Source organism: Micromonospora sp. C28SCA-DRY-2, from assembly GCF_030519475.1.
Classification (GTDB): domain Bacteria; phylum Actinomycetota; class Actinomycetes; order Mycobacteriales; family Micromonosporaceae; genus Micromonospora.
Genome location: NZ_JAUMKD010000001.1, coordinates 1,737,739 through 1,753,455 on the forward strand (window position 1 = coordinate 1,737,739; position 15,717 = coordinate 1,753,455).

General features: G+C 74.7%; 14 protein-coding genes. 5 read left to right on the forward strand and 9 right to left on the reverse strand.

Annotation, left to right across the window (positions count from 1 at the left end; genetic code table 11):
- Positions 1-50 precede the first annotated feature (50 nt).
- The gene (locus Q3W71_RS08175; protein ID WP_302918640.1) at positions 51-293 is read right to left on the reverse strand and encodes a hypothetical protein; all 243 of its coding nucleotides are present in this window, start codon (positions 291-293) and stop codon (positions 51-53) included.
- Between the two features lie 2 nt (positions 294-295).
- On the opposite strand from Q3W71_RS08175, the gene Q3W71_RS08180 reads away from it, so the two are divergent.
- Positions 296-1,252, forward strand: coding sequence for a hypothetical protein (locus tag Q3W71_RS08180; RefSeq protein WP_302918641.1), 957 nt, complete (start codon positions 296-298; stop codon positions 1,250-1,252).
- Positions 1,252-2,184, forward strand: coding sequence for a hypothetical protein (locus Q3W71_RS08185; RefSeq protein ID WP_302918642.1), 933 nt, complete (start codon positions 1,252-1,254; stop codon positions 2,182-2,184). The genes Q3W71_RS08180 and Q3W71_RS08185 overlap by 1 nt, the downstream gene beginning before the upstream one ends.
- A 27-nt stretch (positions 2,185-2,211) precedes the next feature.
- Here the strand turns inward: Q3W71_RS08185 and Q3W71_RS08190 are convergent, their stop codons facing one another.
- The 4 genes from Q3W71_RS08190 to Q3W71_RS08205 all read right to left on the reverse strand — a co-directional run bounded on the left by Q3W71_RS08190 (position 2,212) and on the right by Q3W71_RS08205 (position 6,537).
- On the reverse strand, positions 2,212-3,063 hold the full coding sequence (locus Q3W71_RS08190) for a menaquinone biosynthetic enzyme MqnA/MqnD family protein (protein ID WP_302918643.1): 852 nt from the start codon (positions 3,061-3,063) through the stop codon (positions 2,212-2,214).
- A 33-nt stretch (positions 3,064-3,096) separates the two neighbouring features.
- Positions 3,097-4,443 carry an MFS transporter gene (locus Q3W71_RS08195; protein WP_302918644.1) on the reverse strand — a complete coding sequence of 449 codons (1,347 nt, stop codon included), beginning with the start codon at positions 4,441-4,443 and terminating at the stop codon, positions 3,097-3,099.
- 42 nt (positions 4,444-4,485) lie between these two features.
- Positions 4,486-5,067, reverse strand: coding sequence for a metalloregulator ArsR/SmtB family transcription factor (locus tag Q3W71_RS08200; RefSeq protein ID WP_302918645.1), 582 nt, complete (start codon positions 5,065-5,067; stop codon positions 4,486-4,488).
- 219 nt (positions 5,068-5,286) lie between these two features.
- The gene (locus Q3W71_RS08205; RefSeq protein ID WP_302918646.1) at positions 5,287-6,537 is read right to left on the reverse strand and encodes an HNH endonuclease signature motif containing protein; all 1,251 of its coding nucleotides are present in this window, start codon (positions 6,535-6,537) and stop codon (positions 5,287-5,289) included.
- Between the two features lie 421 nt (positions 6,538-6,958).
- Here Q3W71_RS08205 and Q3W71_RS08210 point away from each other — a divergent pair, with 421 nt between their 5' ends.
- Positions 6,959-9,025 carry an AAA family ATPase gene (locus Q3W71_RS08210; protein WP_302918647.1) on the forward strand — a complete coding sequence of 689 codons (2,067 nt, stop codon included), beginning with the start codon at positions 6,959-6,961 and terminating at the stop codon, positions 9,023-9,025.
- Between the two features lie 18 nt (positions 9,026-9,043).
- Here the strand turns inward: Q3W71_RS08210 and Q3W71_RS08215 are convergent, their stop codons facing one another.
- Positions 9,044-10,789 (reverse strand): FG-GAP-like repeat-containing protein, encoded by a 1,746-nt coding sequence (locus Q3W71_RS08215; protein WP_302918648.1) that lies wholly within the window; start codon positions 10,787-10,789, stop codon positions 9,044-9,046.
- 266 nt (positions 10,790-11,055) lie between these two features.
- Here Q3W71_RS08215 and Q3W71_RS08220 point away from each other — a divergent pair, with 266 nt between their 5' ends.
- Together Q3W71_RS08220 and Q3W71_RS08225 are read left to right on the forward strand one after the other, a co-directional pair.
- Positions 11,056-11,826 carry a VOC family protein gene (locus Q3W71_RS08220; protein WP_302918649.1) on the forward strand — a complete coding sequence of 257 codons (771 nt, stop codon included), beginning with the start codon at positions 11,056-11,058 and terminating at the stop codon, positions 11,824-11,826.
- 68 nt (positions 11,827-11,894) lie between these two features.
- Positions 11,895-12,662, forward strand: a complete 768-nt coding sequence (locus Q3W71_RS08225) for a VOC family protein (protein ID WP_302918650.1) — start codon at positions 11,895-11,897, stop codon at positions 12,660-12,662.
- Here the strand turns inward: Q3W71_RS08225 and Q3W71_RS08230 are convergent.
- Genes Q3W71_RS08230 through Q3W71_RS08240 form a run of 3 tightly spaced genes read right to left on the reverse strand, consistent with a single transcriptional unit; the run spans position 12,649 to position 15,501 of the window.
- Positions 12,649-13,449 carry an ABC transporter ATP-binding protein gene (locus Q3W71_RS08230; RefSeq protein WP_302918651.1) on the reverse strand — a complete coding sequence of 267 codons (801 nt, stop codon included), beginning with the start codon at positions 13,447-13,449 and terminating at the stop codon, positions 12,649-12,651. The two genes, Q3W71_RS08225 and Q3W71_RS08230, sit on opposite strands and share 14 nt — an antisense overlap.
- Positions 13,446-14,531, reverse strand: coding sequence for an iron ABC transporter permease (locus Q3W71_RS08235; RefSeq protein WP_302918652.1), 1,086 nt, complete (start codon positions 14,529-14,531; stop codon positions 13,446-13,448). The genes Q3W71_RS08230 and Q3W71_RS08235 overlap by 4 nt, the downstream gene beginning before the upstream one ends.
- 31 nt (positions 14,532-14,562) lie before the next feature.
- A complete protein-coding gene (locus tag Q3W71_RS08240; protein WP_302918653.1) occupies positions 14,563-15,501 on the reverse strand; it encodes an ABC transporter substrate-binding protein in 939 nt (312 codons plus the stop codon).
- Positions 15,502-15,717: the final 216 nt, after the last annotated feature.

A 15,717-nucleotide genomic window follows, 5' to 3' on the forward strand; every position in this document is an offset into this window, starting at 1 on the left:
TTCGGTCACCGGACGACTGCTCCTGGTGGACGGTGCGGCTATGACTTGGCTCACCCGCCGAAGATGAATCCCCCCAGAAAACGCATACCGGTCTGATCTCCCGCCTTCATGGCAAGTTGCCAGGTGTGGGGTTCTGGCGTGGCGTCGATCCGGACGTAGACTTTCGCCGTCACACCGATCGGCTGCCGACGATCGCCAGCCAGCAGGCCGTCTCCCCCGGCCTCGGCGGTCCGCCGATCCGTCCGGGCAACACAGCCGGTTCCCCCCGGCCCTGACATCTGGAGCTCACCCACTCATGCGTTCCCGCGTGACCATGGTGCTCGCCGTCGTGGCGGTCCTCCTCGGCGGCGTCCTGCTGGTTCCGGCCGCGTACGCCCGGCTCGCCGGTGACGGCGAGGACAGCGGTGGCGGTGGCGGCGGCAGCGTCGCGGCGCCCGCCCCGGTGCCACCGCCCCCGCCGACCCTCGCCACGGCGCCGGTCGCGGTGAACTTCAAGGGCGAGTTCTTCTCCTGGGCCCTGCTGGACCGGGAGAGCGGCGAGATCTCCGGCTCGAAGAACATGGCCTCGACCAGCTCCACCGAGTCGATGATCAAGTCCTGGTTCGCCGCCGACTACCTCAACCGGCTCGGTGACAAGGACCTGCCGGCCAGCTACAAGAGGGACATCACCACGGCGATCCGGGACAGCAACGACGACGCCGCCAACCGGCTCTACAAGGCGATCGGGGGCTCCGCGAGCATCAAGCGGATGACCAGCACCTGCGAGCTGACCGACACCAAGCCGGGCAACGTGCCGGGCTACGTCGGCTGGTGGAGCTTCACCCGGATGTCCCCGCGGGACGCGGTCCGCCTCGGCGACTGCATCGCCGACGGCACCGCCGCCGGGCCGAAGTGGACCAGGTTCCTGCTGGACGAGATGGCCAAGGTCCGGGGCACCACGGCGGCCAAGGACCAGAAGGCCCGCCAGGGCGGTGGCCGCTGGGGGATCATCGACGGTTTGCCTGAGTCGATCACCAGCCAGGGCCCGGTCAGCATGAAGAACGGCTGGACGCCGCTCAACTACGACGGCAACTGGCACGTCAACTGCCTCGCCGTGACGGACCGGTGGAGCCTCGCGGTGATGCTGCGCTACCCGATCAGGAGCGGGCTGAAGTACGGCGCGCAGGTCTGCGCCAGCGTCGCCAGCCAACTGGTGACCCCGCAGCCCGGCGCCGCGCTGAAGGTGCCGCAGCAGCCGGTCGGGAAGCTCTGATGGCCGGCCGCCGGAGCGAGCGCAGCGATTCCTCGCCGCTGAAGTTGGTCGCCTTCACGGCGATCCTGATCGGCCTGGTGCTGGTGTCCCTGCGCCTGCTCCCGGGCTCGCCGTTCGAGTCCGAGGCGGCCGCGAGGTGGGGCGAGGCCGGCGACCGCTCCACCGGTACGCCCACCGACCGCAGTTCGCGTCCGGCGCCCACGCCCAGCCCGAGCGAGACGCTGGAGCCGCTGCCGTTCGAGGCCCGGGACCTCGACCTGGACATCGAGGGCTGGTACGCCTGGAGCGTGCTGGACCGGCGTACCGGCGAGATCATCGGCTCGGACAACATGGACGAGACCAGCACCACCGCCTCGCTGATCAAGTCCTGGATCGTCGCCGACTACCTGCGCCGGGCCGACGAGAAGGACCAGACTCCGAGCGACGCCAAGCTGGCCGACGCCACGAAGATCATCCGAGACAGCGACAACACCCGGGCCCAGCAGTTCTACAACGCCATCGGCGGGTCCGCGTCGATCAAGCGGCTGATCTCCATGTGCGACCTGACCGACAGCAGCGTGGCCAGCGACGGCGGCTGGAGCCGGACGAAGCTGTCCCCGCGGGACACCGCCCGGCTGGGCAACTGCATCGCCGACGGCAGGGCGGCCGGGCCGAAGTGGACCAAGTGGCTGCTCAGCGAGATGCGGCTGGTGCGCGGCGCCGGTGACTTCGGCATCCGCAAGGCCTTCCCGGCCGCCGAGCGGAAGACCATCGCCATCAAGAACGGCTGGATCGACCGGACCAGGGAGCAGGAGATGCACATCAACTGCCTGGCCATCGGCGACACCTGGACGATGGGTGTGATGGTCCGCTACCCGATCGACATGGGCTACGACTACGGCATGAAGAACTGCCAGAAGATCACCGCTGCCCTGCTCCGCGACGCCACCTGACCCCCTCGGCGGCCCGGCCGGGCGGCGTCAGCCGGTGAAGAAGGCGGGCCCGCCCTCGGGAAGGGCCGGGGCGGCGCCGAGGGCCGCCGCCCGGCGGGCGAACTCCCGCAGGCCGGCCACCTGGCGCTCGCCGAGCGAGAAGTCCAGCGCCCGGAAGTACGAGGCCAGCGTGGCCGCGTCGAACGGCTCCCAGCGGGCACCCGCCTCGGCCACCTGGTCCAGCTCGACCAGGCAGAGGTCGCGCGAACGCAGGAACGCCTCGTGCACCTCCTTGACCAGCCCGGGGTGCGCGGCGGCGAAGTCACGGCGGACCGCCCAGACGGCGAAGACCATCGGCAGCCCGGTCCACTCCCGCCAGGCCTGCCCCAGGTCGGTGACCTCGAGCCCCTGCCGCGGCGCCTCGTAGAGCGCGCGCAGCGCCACGTCGCCGATCAGCACGGCGGCGTCGGCCTCCAGCAGCATCTGGGTCAGGTCGGGTGGGCAGCGGAAGTACTCCGGCCGGACGCCGTACCGCTCGGCGAGCAGCAGCTGGGCCAGGAGCACCCCGGTCCGCGAGGTCGAGCCGAGCGCGACCCGGGCGCCGTCCAGCTCGGCCAGCGGCCGGGTGGAGACGACGTTGACCGAGAGCACCGGGCCGTCGCTGCCGACCGCCAGGTCCGGCAGGAGCAGCAGCTCGTCGGCGTGCCGCAGGTACTCCACCTGCGAGATCGGGCCGATGTCCAGGTCGCCGGCGACCAGCGCCGCGCTCAGCCGGTCCGGCGAGTCCTTGTGCAGGTCGACGTCGATCAACGCGCCGGAGCGCATCAGGCCCCAGTAGATCGGCAGGCAGTTCAGGAACTGGATGTGCCCGACCCGGGGGCGCGCGACGTGCTCGACCATGGCCCGACCGTATCCCGGCCGGCGTACCGCGGCTCAGCGGGCCGGTCGCGGAGTGGCCAATTCCGCAGCCGGCCCGCCGGCCGGCCGCGGGCCACCGGCATCCGGGTCGGCCGCCGGTGCCACCGGCACGGGCGGCGGACCGATGGGCGCCGGGCCGAGGGCGGGCGGCGGGGTCGCCGCGCGGACCGCCCGGCGCAGGGGCAGCGCGATGGCCGCGACCACCAGCAGGCCGGCCACCCCGCAGGCGGCGACCAGCGGTCGCGGCGCGGCCACCTCCAGCAGCAGGCCGCCGACCAGGTAACCGCCCATCGCCGCGCCCTGGGCCGACGCGCCGAAGAAGGCGAAGGCCCGCCCCCGCGCCGCCTCGGGCACCCGGCGGGCCATCAGCACTGTGTTGAAGACGTTGTTGCCGCCGTTGAAGACCCCACCGACCAGCCAGATCGGCACCAGCAGCAGGGCGGTCGGCACCGCCGCCGAGGCCAGCACCATCAGGCAGCAGCCGCCGAGCAGCAGCACACCGGCCCGGACCAGCGTGGCGTCCCGGTCGAGCCGCCGGACCACCCGCGCGAACAGCCACCCGCCGGCCAGGATGCCGAGCGTCCAGGAGCCGGTGACCAGGCCGTACATGGTGGTGGAGCTGCCCAGCGTCTCGCGGATGAAGAAGACCTCCACCACGTTGATCGCGCCGACCGCGCCGATCACGCCGGCGACGGTGGTCACCATCGCGACCAGCAACGGGTCCTGGCGCAGCCGCCAGCCGGTCGCGGCGACCGCGCCGCCGGGCAGCGCCGGGTCCGTGCTCCGCCGGCCGCCCCGGCGGGTACGGATCAGCAGCCCCGCCACCACCAGCGCGAGGTAGCTGCCGGTGGCCAGGAGCAGCGGCGGGCGGGCACCGAACTGGCCCACCAGCAGCCCGGCCAGGGCCGGACCGGCGAGCGCGCCGAGCGTGCCGGCCGACTGGTTGAGCGCGCTGGCCCGGGGCAGGTCGGCGGGCCGGACCATCACCGGCACCAGCGCGGAGATCACCGGTTGGGTGGCGGCGAGGCCGGTCGCCAGCAGCGCCACCAGCACGATGACCAGCGCCGGGTGCCCGGCGTACGCGAGGGTGAGGCAGATGCCGGCCTGGGCCAGCCCGGCGACCACCAGGATGGCGCGGCTGTCCACCCGGTCGGCGAGCCGCCCGGTCAGCGGAGCGAGCACCACCAGGGGCAGGGTCGCCGCGAGGAGCACGCCGGAGACGGCGAGCCCGCCGGCCCCGGCCGACTGCAGGGCCAGGGTGAGCGCGCTGGCGACCAGGAAGTCGCCGCAGCTGGCGATGCCCCGGGCGGCGGTGGCGAGCCAGACGTCGGACCAGCGCGACCGGGTAGATGTGAAGGACATATTTCGAAAATAATCCTTCACACCTGATCGACTCAACCCCCTTTAGTCCAGCGGCACCGCCTTGTACTGGATGGCGACCGTGCGCGCCCCGGCCGGCGGGTCCACCCGGGACCGCTTCCGGTACGGCTCCAGCAGGCGGTCCACCGCGTCGTTGAGTTCGCTCAACTCGGCCGCGGTGAGCAGCAGTTGGCTGTCGGCGAGGCGGCTGGCCGCGTACCACTCGGGCGGCTCCTCGGCCGCGCGCCGCAACCAGGCCCGGCTGCGCTCCAGGTCGCGGGCCAACCACGCCTCGACCAGCGCGCGCTCCGCGGCCTGCGCCTCCGGCTCGGTGGCCCGCCCGGCGTCGACCGTCCAGCTCGGGCTCACCGTCCGCCAGACTCGCTCCCGCGCGTCGCCCCGGCTCGGCGCCTGCTCCACCAGCCCCGCCTTGGCGAGTTCCCGCAGGTGGTAGCTGGTGGCGCTCGGGGAGAGACCGGCGATCTCCGCACACTCGGTGGCGGTCGCCCCGCCCTCCAACCCACTGAGGTACTCGGTGATCGCGAGTCGGGCCGGATGCGCCAGCGCCCGCATCACCCGCGGGTCGCTGATCGTCACCCGACTACGCTCGGCACGCGGCTCGGTCATCCCCTCATGATCCCCGCCCACCCCGCGGCCGCACCATCACCCCGCGCGAACCGGCACCACGACCAGGCACGACGCGGGAGGAGGACGATGAAGACGGGACGGCGCGGCCGAGCTGCGGGGCGGCGTGCCCGACGCTGGACACGGCCTCCGACCCGGATCGCCCCGAGCGCATGGTCCGCACATGCGACCGCGCATCCCCTCCGGACCGCGCCGGCCAGCTCATGGTCTTCGATGTATGAGGTTACGACGCGGTCGCCGGTCAGGGTCGAGCCAGGCAGGCGGAAGGAAATCCGGCCGGGCGTCGGCGCCCATCCGTACCGTCCATTCGCCCCGGTGGACGAGGCGGTGGTGGTGGCCGCAGAGCAGCACGGCGTTGGCCAGGGCGGTGCTGCCGCCGTCGACCCAGTGGCGGACGTGGTGACCGTCGCACCAGCGCGGTGGGCGGTCGCAACCGGGGAAAGCACAGCCACCGTCGCGCAGAACGAGTGCTCGGCGCAGCGGCCCGGTGATGAGGCGCCGCTGGCGGCCGAGGTCGAGGACCTGGCTGTCGCCGCCGAGCACCGCGGGCAGGACGGCGGCGTCGCAGGCGAGCCGGCGTAGCGTGCCGGGAGTGACCCGGAGGCCGGTGTCGAGGGTGCCGGCGCCGAGCCGGTTGGTCAGTGGGTCGAGCGGCACGGTGACGACGAGTTGTGGCCGGTCGCCGCCGTTGGTCGGGAGTGCGCCGGTGCGCAGGGCAAGGCGGCAGACCTCACCGAGAGCGTCGGCTCGGCGCTGCCCGGGCGCCCGGTCGTCGAGCGGACCGGACGGGGCGCAGAGCGGGTCGATGGCCGCGCGCAACACGGCCGCCGTCTCGGCGTCGAGGGTGCCGGTGAGCCGTACCTGACCATCGGCTCGGTCGGCGAGGGTCAGGTGCCGTCGTGCCCCGGCACGGGCTTCGGCCGCCTCCAGCGCCGCCAACTCGGCGCGGTCGGCGAGGTCGGGGGCGACGTGGGCGAGCACGCGCTCGCCGAGGCGGCGCAGGATCGCCGGCTCGAACCGGTCGGACCAGTCGACCAGGAGCTGGGCGGCCTTGTCCGCCACCTCGGGTCCGGCCTCGGTGGGCAACGCGGCGACCGCCTGCGCCACCACCATGCCCTGCTCGACCGTCATGGCCCCGGACAGCAGCGCCTCGCGGGCGACCGGAGGAGCGGCATCGACAGCGGCGGCGACCTCGACCAGGCGACGCGCCGACCGGCCCGAGACGCGCAGCCGCTCCCGCAACCACACCGCCGTCGAGGAGGCGCCCTGCGCGATCGCCAGGCCGCGGCCGTCGACCTCCCGCACCAGGCTCAGCTTCACCGCCGCCAACCGCTGCTCCATCAGGTGCACCGCATCGAGCGCCGCCGTCAGCTCGGCGTCGGACATGGCCCAGGCGGCAGTGTCGGCGCACCGGCCCACCACCTCGCCGACCTGCGCCAACGCCACCATCATGAGCCAACGTTAGAACACACGTACGACACTTTCGGCTGAGCTGCGGACACCGCCGGCGGGACGTGACCGGCTCACCACCGGCACCCAACGCAGGGCAAGCCGCCTCCAAGCACCGAGCACACACACCCGTCTGGCCTACGCGCCAAGCACAACCGGCGCCGCGACACGCCAAGGCCCGCATCCGCCGGACCGACGCGGCCGGGTGTGCCGCGACACTCACCCACCGGCCCACGCACGGCACAGCCCGCGGTGGGGGTCGGCGGTAATTCGGTGGAGGAGTGTCGGGGCGGTGCGTAGGCTGTCAGGTCGCTTCGACGGCCAGGGTGCACCGGCACCGGAACGGACGTCCCGCGCCGGAGGCCGGCCCATCCGCCTACCGGACACGCGAGCGATCAGCAGATGACCTCGAGGGGAAATCAGCGTGACCGCACTCGACCTCGACCTCGACACCGACCTCGCCGCGGAGCGGGAGCACCTCGCCGCCTCCCGGGCCGCCCTGAAGCGGATGCGGGAACGCGCCGAGGCCCTCTTCGCCACCGGTGACCAGGTGGCCGGCGACGCGTACGCGGCCGAGACGCTGGGCCGCACGCTGGCCCGTCGGGTCGCCGAACTCGCCGACGACCCGACCACGCCGCTCTTCTTCGGCCGCCTCGACTTCGCCGGCGACGCCGCCCCGACCGACGGCGGGCCGGGCGGCGAGGTGGACCTGGACCACGCCGGGCGCCGCTACCACGTGGGCCGGCGGCACGTGACCGACGAGCGGGGCGAGCCGCTGGTGCTGGACTGGCGGGCCCCGGTCTCCCGGGCGTTCTACCGGGCCAGCGCCCGGGATCCGCAGGGCCTGGCGGTCCGGCGCCGGTTCGGCTTCAACAACGGCCTGCTCACCAGTTTCGAGGACGAGCACCTCGACCGGGGCGAGGAACTCGGCACGGCCAGCCGGATCCTGACCGCCGAGATCGAGCGGCCCCGGGTCGGGCCGATGCGCGACATCGTGGCCACCATCCAGCCCGAGCAGGACGAGCTGGTCCGGGCCGAACTGGCCGACTCGATCTGCGTGCAGGGGGCGCCGGGCACCGGAAAGACAGCCGTCGGCCTGCACCGCGCCGCGTACCTGCTCTACCTGCACCGGGAACGGCTGCGCCGGGCCGGCGTACTGATCGTCGGGCCGAACCGGGCCTTCCTGGCGTACATCGCCGCGGTGCTGCCGGCGCTCGGCGAGGTGGAGGTCGCCCAGGCGACCGTGGAGGACCTGGTCGACCGGGTGCCGGTGCGGGCGGTCGACGACCCGGCGGCCGCGGTGGTCAAGCACGACGTACGGATGGCGGAGCTGCTCCGCCGGGCGGTGCACGGCCAGATCGGCGAGCCGACCGAGCCGATCACGGTCTCGGACGGCTCCTACCGGTGGCGGATCGGCCTGGAGCCGCTGCACCGGGTGGTCCAGGAGACCCGCCGGGAGAACCTGCCCTACGCGGTCGGCCGGGAGCGGGTCCGCGCCCGGGTGGTCAGCCTGCTGCAACGGCAGGCGGAGGCGCGGCGGGCCGAGTCGCCGAGCGACGCCTGGCTGCGCCGGATGGGTCGCTGCCGGCCGGTCGTCGACTTCCTCGACGCGGTCTGGCCGGCGCTCACCCCGGAGGGGCTGGTGCACTCCCTGTTCGCCGACCCGGCCCGGCTGGCCGCGGTGGCGGAGGGCCTGCTCACCCCGGCCGAGCAGGCGCTGCTGACCTGGGCGAAGCCGGCGCGCACCGCCAAGGCCACGAAGTGGACCGCCGCCGACGCGGTGCTGATCGACGAGGCGGCCGGGCTGGTCGAGCGCCCGGCCGGCTTCGGGCACGTGGTGGTCGACGAGGCGCAGGACCTCTCCCCGATGCAGTGCCGGGTGATCGCCCGGCGCAGCGAACACGGGTCGATCACGCTGCTCGGGGACCTCGCCCAGGGCACCGCCCCGTGGGCCGCCACCGACTGGCGCGAGTCCCTGACCCACCTGGGCAAGCCGGAGGCCACGGTGGTGCCGCTGACGGTCGGCTTCCGGGTGCCCGCCGCCGTGGTCGCTTTTGCCAACCGGCTGCTGCCGGCGCTCGCCGTCGACGTGCCGCCGGCGGAGTCGCTGCGCCGCGACGGCGCGCTGGACGTGCGTACTGTCGATGATCTTTCCGCCGCGACGGTGGCCGAGGTGCGCGCGGCGCTGGCGCACGAGGGGTCGATCGCGGTGATCGCCGCGGACGAGGCGGTGGACGGGCTGCGCGGGGCGCTGGCCGCCGCCGGGGTCGAGGCCGCCACCGCCGACGACCCGGCGGCCGGGGCGCGGGTCACCGTGGTGCCGGCGACGCTGGTGAAGGGCCTGGAGTACGACCACGTCGTCGTCGTCGAACCGGCCGCCATCGTGGCCGCCGAGCCGCGCGGCCTGCACCGGCTCTACGTGGTGCTCACCCGGGCGGTGTCCCGGTTGTCGGTGCTGCACGCCGCGCCGCTCCCCGCCGAGCTGCGGTGAGCCCGGCGGCCGGCCGGGTCAGCCCAGCAGCTGCCGGCCGGCGGACGTGATCCGGTGCGTCGGCGGGCTCGACAGGTCGTCCCAGTACCACTGCCCCACCGGGTAGAGCAGCCACGGCGAGACGGCGGGGGCGGAGCCGCCCGGCGGGACCGGGCCGGAACGGACCGGCGCCCTCCCCACCGCGAGCTCGGTCAGCAGGCCGGACGTGTTCTCGTAACGGGCGCCGACGACGATCTCCAGCGGGCCGGTGCCGTCGAGGTCCAGGACGGCCACCGCGCTGCCGAACCAGTCGCCCTGCTCCGGCTGCTCCGCCGGGCCCCGGTAACCGGGCGTCGCCATGCCCTGGTGGTACGCCACCGCGACGCCGAGCCCGCGCGGCCCGCCCGGGTAGAGCACCACCCCGCCAGCCCCCGCCACCCCGGCGGCGATGCGCTGTGACGCGCCGACCAGCACGTCCGGGTAGCCGTCGCCGGTCACGTCACCGGTGGAGAGCGAGTTGCCGAAGTCGGCGCCGGTGACGTCACCGGCGACGTACTCCTCGGCCGGCCGGCGCACCTGCGCGCCCTGCGCGGTCAGCCCGCCCGCCGACCCGCGGAGGTGGACCAGCGCGCCGTGGGCGGAGCGGGGCGCTCCGGCCAGCACGTCACCGTGGCCGTCCCGGTCCAGGTCGGCGATCCGCAGGGTCTCGCCGAGGGCGCCCACCCCGAAGTCGACACCCGCGACACTCGTCGCACCGTCGCCGCGCAAACCGTCCGGGCCGCCGGGCAGCAGGATCACCCGGCTGCCGTCGCCGGCGCCGTCGATGCCCGGCGCGCCGACCGCCACGTCGGGATGGCCGTCGCCGGTCACGTCACCGGCCGCGACGGCGAAGCCGAAGTGGCCCCGCCCGGCAGCTTCGCCGGGTACGCCCGGTGAGTCCTGGTCGAGCCGCTGGGCGCCCTCGGTGGTGGCGCCGCCGGCGCTGCCCCGCAGCACGGTCACGGTGCCGGCCAGCGAGTACCCGGCCACCGCCTCGCCCGGCGCGCCGATCACCAGGTCCGCGTACCCGTCGCGATCGAGGTCACCGACGGCCAGGGAGTGGCCGAACTCCGCGCCGCCCGTCGCCACGCCGGGGACACCCGGCGTGTCCTGGGTGAGCTGGCGGGCGGCGGCTGGGTCGAGGCCGTACCGGCCGCCGGGGTAGATCCAGACGTCGCCGGCCCGGGCGTTCGCCATCGAGTCACCGACGACCAGGTCGGCGTAGCCGTCGGCGTTCAGGTCGCCGGCGGCCAGCGCGTCGCCGAAGCGGGAGTTGAGGCGGGGTCCACCCGGCGGGAGCAGGTACTGGCGCCAGTCCGAGCCGGAGTAGTCGATCATGATGCCGTAGCCGCTGCTGCCCTGGACGGTGACGAGACCCGCCACGACCAGCTCGTCCCGGCCGTCGCCGTCGAGATCGAACCGGGCCCGCCCGTCCGCCGGCGCCGCGCCGGCCCGCGCGGCCCGGGGCGCGACGGCAGTGGCCGTACGGCCGGTCGGGGCGGGCGCGGCGGCGGTGCGCGGCCCGGACGTGCCGGTGGTGGGCGCCGCCGCAGCGCGGTCGCGGGGCGCCGGCCGGGGCTCGACGACGGATCCGGCTCGCGCGTCAGCGGCCGGTACGGGTGCCGCGTCGGCGGCCGGCGTGAACCGCGGATCGGCGGCCGGCGCGGGCGACGAGGCCGCGACCAGCCCGAGACTCACCAGGACCGTCCCGGCCGCCAGCACGTTCCTGGTCCGGATCCCCCGCACGGCGACCACCTTCGTTGAAGCGGAAACAGTCAGCGGCAGCGTAGACGGCGCCGACGGCGGCGTACATCCTCCGGTGGTGGGCGGTTGGCCCCCGCTGTCCATGGTCGTGCGGGGGCTGGCGGGGCTGGCCGGGTGGGCGTGCCGGCGGGACGAGGGTCGGCGGTTCAGTTGACGATTCGCCCGATCCGCCCCGTACGGCGCGCGAACGGTGCCACGATGCCGGCAGGGCGTGCCGGCGTGGGCCGCCCCAGCCGAGAGGGGTCGACGTGAGCACCGTGCCGCCGGGTACGCCCTGCTGGGCCGACCTGGCCACCCCGGATCTCGCGGACGCTCGGCGCTTCTATCCGCAGCTGTTCGGCTGGACCGGGCAGATCACGCCGGAGCCCGAGGCGGGCGGCTACACCGTCTTCCACCTGGACGGTCGGGCGGTGGCCGGAGCCGGTCCCCCGGCCATCCCGGAGCAGGTGCCGATCTGGTCCACGTACGTCGCGACCGACGACGCCGACCTGGTGGCCGGGCGGGTCGAGCGGGCCGGCGGGCAGGTGGTGGTGCCGCCGTTCGCGGTCTTCGACCGGGGGCGGATGGCGGTCTTCGCCGACCCGGCCGGCGCCACCTTCAGCGTGTGGCAGCCGATGGCGATGCCCGGCGCCGAGGTGCTCGGCGTACCCGGCGCGATGAGCTGGAACGAGCTGGTCACCCCCGACCCGGACGGCGCCAAGGTCTTCTACGAGCTGGTCTTCGGCTGGCGCCCGGACGACCAGCCGGTGGGACCGGTCACCTACACCGGCTGGCGGCTCGGCGCGCAGATCGTGGCCGGGATGATGCCGCCGCTCGGCGACGAGTTCCCGGCGGACTCGCCCGCCTACTGGTCGGTGTACTTCGCGGTGGCCGACGCGGACGCGGCGGCCGCCCGCGCCGGCGAGCTGGGCGGCAGCGTCCTGGTCCCGCCCCAGGAGATCCCGGCCGGCCGCTACGCCGCCCTGCGCGACCCGCAGGGCGCGCTGTTCAACGTCATCGCCCTCGCCCGCCCCGGCTGACCGCCGTGGCGCCCGCCGCCGTCCCGCCGCGCAGAGTCGCCCACAGCAGAGGAAGCCGAGCCGAAGCCATGACGGACATTCCACCGGGGGCACCCGCCTGGGTCGACCTGGTCACCACCGACCTCGCCGGCGCGGCGCGCTTCTACGCGCCGCTGTTCGGCTGGGCCGTCGCCGGGGCGGACGGGCAGCCCCCGGCCGACGGTCACCTCGTCTTCCACCAGCAGGGCAGACCGGTGGCCGGGGTCGGACTGGGGGCGGGCCCGCAGCGGCCGGCCGCCTGGCTGCCGTACCTGGGGACCGACGACGTGGACGGGGTCGCCCAGCGGGTGACCGCCGCCGGCGGACGGATTCTGACCGAGCCGTCCGACGTGACCGGCTCCCGGCGGACCGCGGTCTGCGCCGACCCGGCCGGGGCGTCGTTCGGGGTGTGGCAGTCGCTCGGCATGCCGGGGGCCGAGGTGTTCGACGTGCCCGGCTCGCTGACCTGGGCCGAGCTGACCACCCGGGAGTGGGACCGGGCGAAGGAGTTCTACGGGGCGGTGTTCGGCTGGACGGCGGACGAGCAGCCGATGGGCGAGATCACCTACACCACCTGGCAGCTGGACGGCCGCCCGGTCGCCGGGATGATGCCCATGATCGGCCAGGACTGGGGTGATCTTCCGTCGCACTGGATGGTCTACTTCGCGGTCACCGACACCGACACCGTCGCCGCCGAGGCGCTGCGCCTCGGCGGGGCGCTCGCCGTCCAGCCGACCGACCTGCCCCGGGGGCGGTTCGCCGTGCTCACCGACCCGCAGGGGGCGTTCTTCTCGATCCTGGGGGCTACTCCGCCGTGACCGGACGCGGTTCCGGCCGCACCGGCACCACCAGCGGCCCGTGCTCCCCGTCCACCACCCGCACGCTGGCCCGGTAGTGCTCGGCGAGCAGCCGCTCGGTGAGCACCTCGCGGGGGGTGCCGCTGGCCACCACCCGGCCGCCGGCGAGCAGCACCAGCCGGTCGGCGTACTCACCGGCCACGGAGAGGTCGTGCATGGTGGCCAGCACGGTCAGGCCGTGCGCCCGGCGCAGCTGGTCGACCAGCTCCAGCACCTCCTGCTGGTGGCCGATGTCCAGCGCGCTGGTCGGCTCGTCGAGCAGCAGCAGGGTGGCGCCCTGGGCCAGCGCCCGGGCCAGGAAGACCCGCTGCCGCTCGCCGCCGGAGAGGGTGGCCAGTTCCCGGTCGTGGAAGCCGGCCAGGTCCAGCCGGTCGAGCACGTCGTACGCGGCGGCCAGGTCGGCGGCGGACTCCCGGCCCAGCGGCGGGATGTAGGGGGTGCGGCCGAGCAGCACGTAGTCCAGCACCGGCATGCCGGGCGGCACGACCGGGGACTGGGCCACGGTGGCCACCACCCGGGCCCGCTCCCGGCGGCGCAGCGACTCGCTCGGCGTACCGAAGAGGGAGATGGCGCCCGGCGCGGGCAGCAGGCCGCCGACGGCGCGCAGCAGGGTCGACTTCCCGGCGCCGTTCGGGCCGATCACGGTGACCCACTCGCCGGTGGCGACGGTCAGGTCGACCCCGCTCAGGATCGGCGCGCCGTCCAGGCGGACGCGCAGGTCCCGCACCTCGACGGCCGGCGTGCTCATCCGATCACCCGCCGGGTGGTGTGCAGGACCAGCACGAAGAACGGGCCGCCGAGCAGCGCGGTGACCACGCCGATCGGGACCTCGGCGGGGGCCGCCGCGGTGCGGGCCACCACGTCGGTCAACGCCAGGAAGGCGCCGCCGAAGAGCAGCGAGAGCGGCAGGATCACCCGGTAGCTCGACCCGGCGAGCAGCCGTACGGTGTGCGGCACGATGATCCCGACGAAGCCGATCAGGCCGGAGGCGGAGACCGCCGCGGCGGTGCCCAGCGAGGCGGCGGCGATCAGCAGGTAGCGGGAGCGCTGCGGGTGCAGCCCGAGGCTGGTCGCCTCGTCGTCGCCGACCGAGAGCACATCCAGCTCGCGCCGGTGCAGCAGCACCACCACGGCGGTGAGCAGGAAGTACGGCAGCACCAGCCGGACGTCGTGCCAGCCGGCGGTGGCCAGCCGGCCGAGCAGCCAGGAGTAGACCTGCTGGATGCTGTCGGAGTTGCGTTGCAGCAGGTACGTCTGCCCGGCGGAGAGGAACGCGGAGACGGCCACCCCGGCCAGGATCAGGGTGGCCGGGGACCGCCCGCGGCCGCCGGCGGCGCCGAGCAGGTAGGTCATCGCGACCGCGCCGATCGAGCCGACGAACGCGGCGAGCGGGATGGTCGGCGGCAGCCCGGTCAGCGCGCCGCCCGCGCCCACCCCGAGGGTGATCACGGCGGTGACCGCCAGGCCGGCCCCGGCCGCCACGCCGAGCAGGTACGGGTCGGCCAGCGGGTTGCGGAAGACGCCCTGGTAGGCGGCGCCGGCCAGGGCGAGCAGCCCGCCGACCAGCAGGCCGAGCACCACCCGGGGCAGCCGCAGCTCGGTGACGATGGCGATCTCGCGCTCGGTCAGCCCGCTGTCGATGCGTACCCCGGGAACGAGGTTCAGCAGCTCGGCCGCGACGCTGCCCGGCGGCAGGCTGACCGGACCGAGCGACACCCCCGCGACCAGGGCGACCAGCACCGCGACCAGGCCGGCGACGAGCCAGCGCGGGCGCAGCCCGGCGGGCCGGGACGCGCGGGGCGTCCCGGCCGGCCGGGTGGGCGGTGCCATGACGACGGACCTGGTCATCGACGGGTACGGGTCACGCCTTGGCCTTGGCGACCGCGTCGATGATGGCCCGGAGCAGGTCCACCACCCGCGGGCCCCAGCGCGAGGCGATGTCGTCGTCCAGCGCGACGACCTGGTTGTTCTTGACAGCGGTGATCCCGGCCCAGCCGGCGCGGGCCTTGACCGTCTCGGCGCTCTGCTGGCAGCACTTGGTGTCGGCGAGGAAGACGAAGTCCGGGTCCGCCTTGACGATCACCTCCTGGGACAGCTGCGGGTAACCGCCGTTCTTGCCGTCGGCGTCGGCCGGGTCGGCGATGTTCGCAAGGCCCGCCATCGCGTAGAGCGAGCCGATGAAGGTCTTGCTGGTCGCGGTGTACAGCTCCGGGCCGAGCTCGTGGTAGTAGGTCAGCTTCTCGGTGCGCTGCGGCAGGCCGGCGACCAGCTTGGCGATGTCGTCCTTCATCCGCCTGGTGACGTCGGCCGCCTCGGCCGGGTGGCCGGTGAGCGCGCCCAGCTCGGTGATCTGCCGGTACGAGTCGTCCAGCGTGGTCGCCGCCGGGGTGATGTACACCGGGATCTTGAGCGTGGTCAGCTGCTCGACGATCTTGTTGCGGTCGTCGGAGAGCACCACCAGGTCGGGGCTCCTGCCGGCGATCGCCTCGGCGTTCGGCGAGAAGCCGGACAGGTCCGTCTTCGGCGCGTCCGGCGGGTAGTTCGAGTTGTCGTCGACGGCGGTGACCTGCGGCCCGGCGCCGATCGCATAGAGCATCTCGGTGGCCGAGGCGGAGAGCGACACGATCTTCTCGGGCCGCTTCTCCAGGGTGAGGTCGCCGACGGTGACCGGGTACGCGGCCGCCGCGGAGCCGCTGGCCCCGGGGGCGGGGGTGTCGGAGGTCTTCTCGGCGCAGGCGCCGAGGGCGAGCGCGGCGACCGCGAGGGTCGCGGCGAACAGCCGGGGGAAACGTCTGGACATCTGTCCTCCTGTCGGTCGAGGAGCGTGGTGCTTCGCCGACAGGGACCCCGTGCGCCCGTCCGCGAGGCGCCCTTCCTCGAGAGCGCGGGTCGCGACCATCCGCAGGCGACCTGGCTCGTCCACCGCGCGTCGGGCACCGGCCGGGGCCGGTGACGCCGCGCGGGGCATCACAGTTGCGGGACAGCGCCGGTTTCGCACCGGCTTCGCTGCGGGACG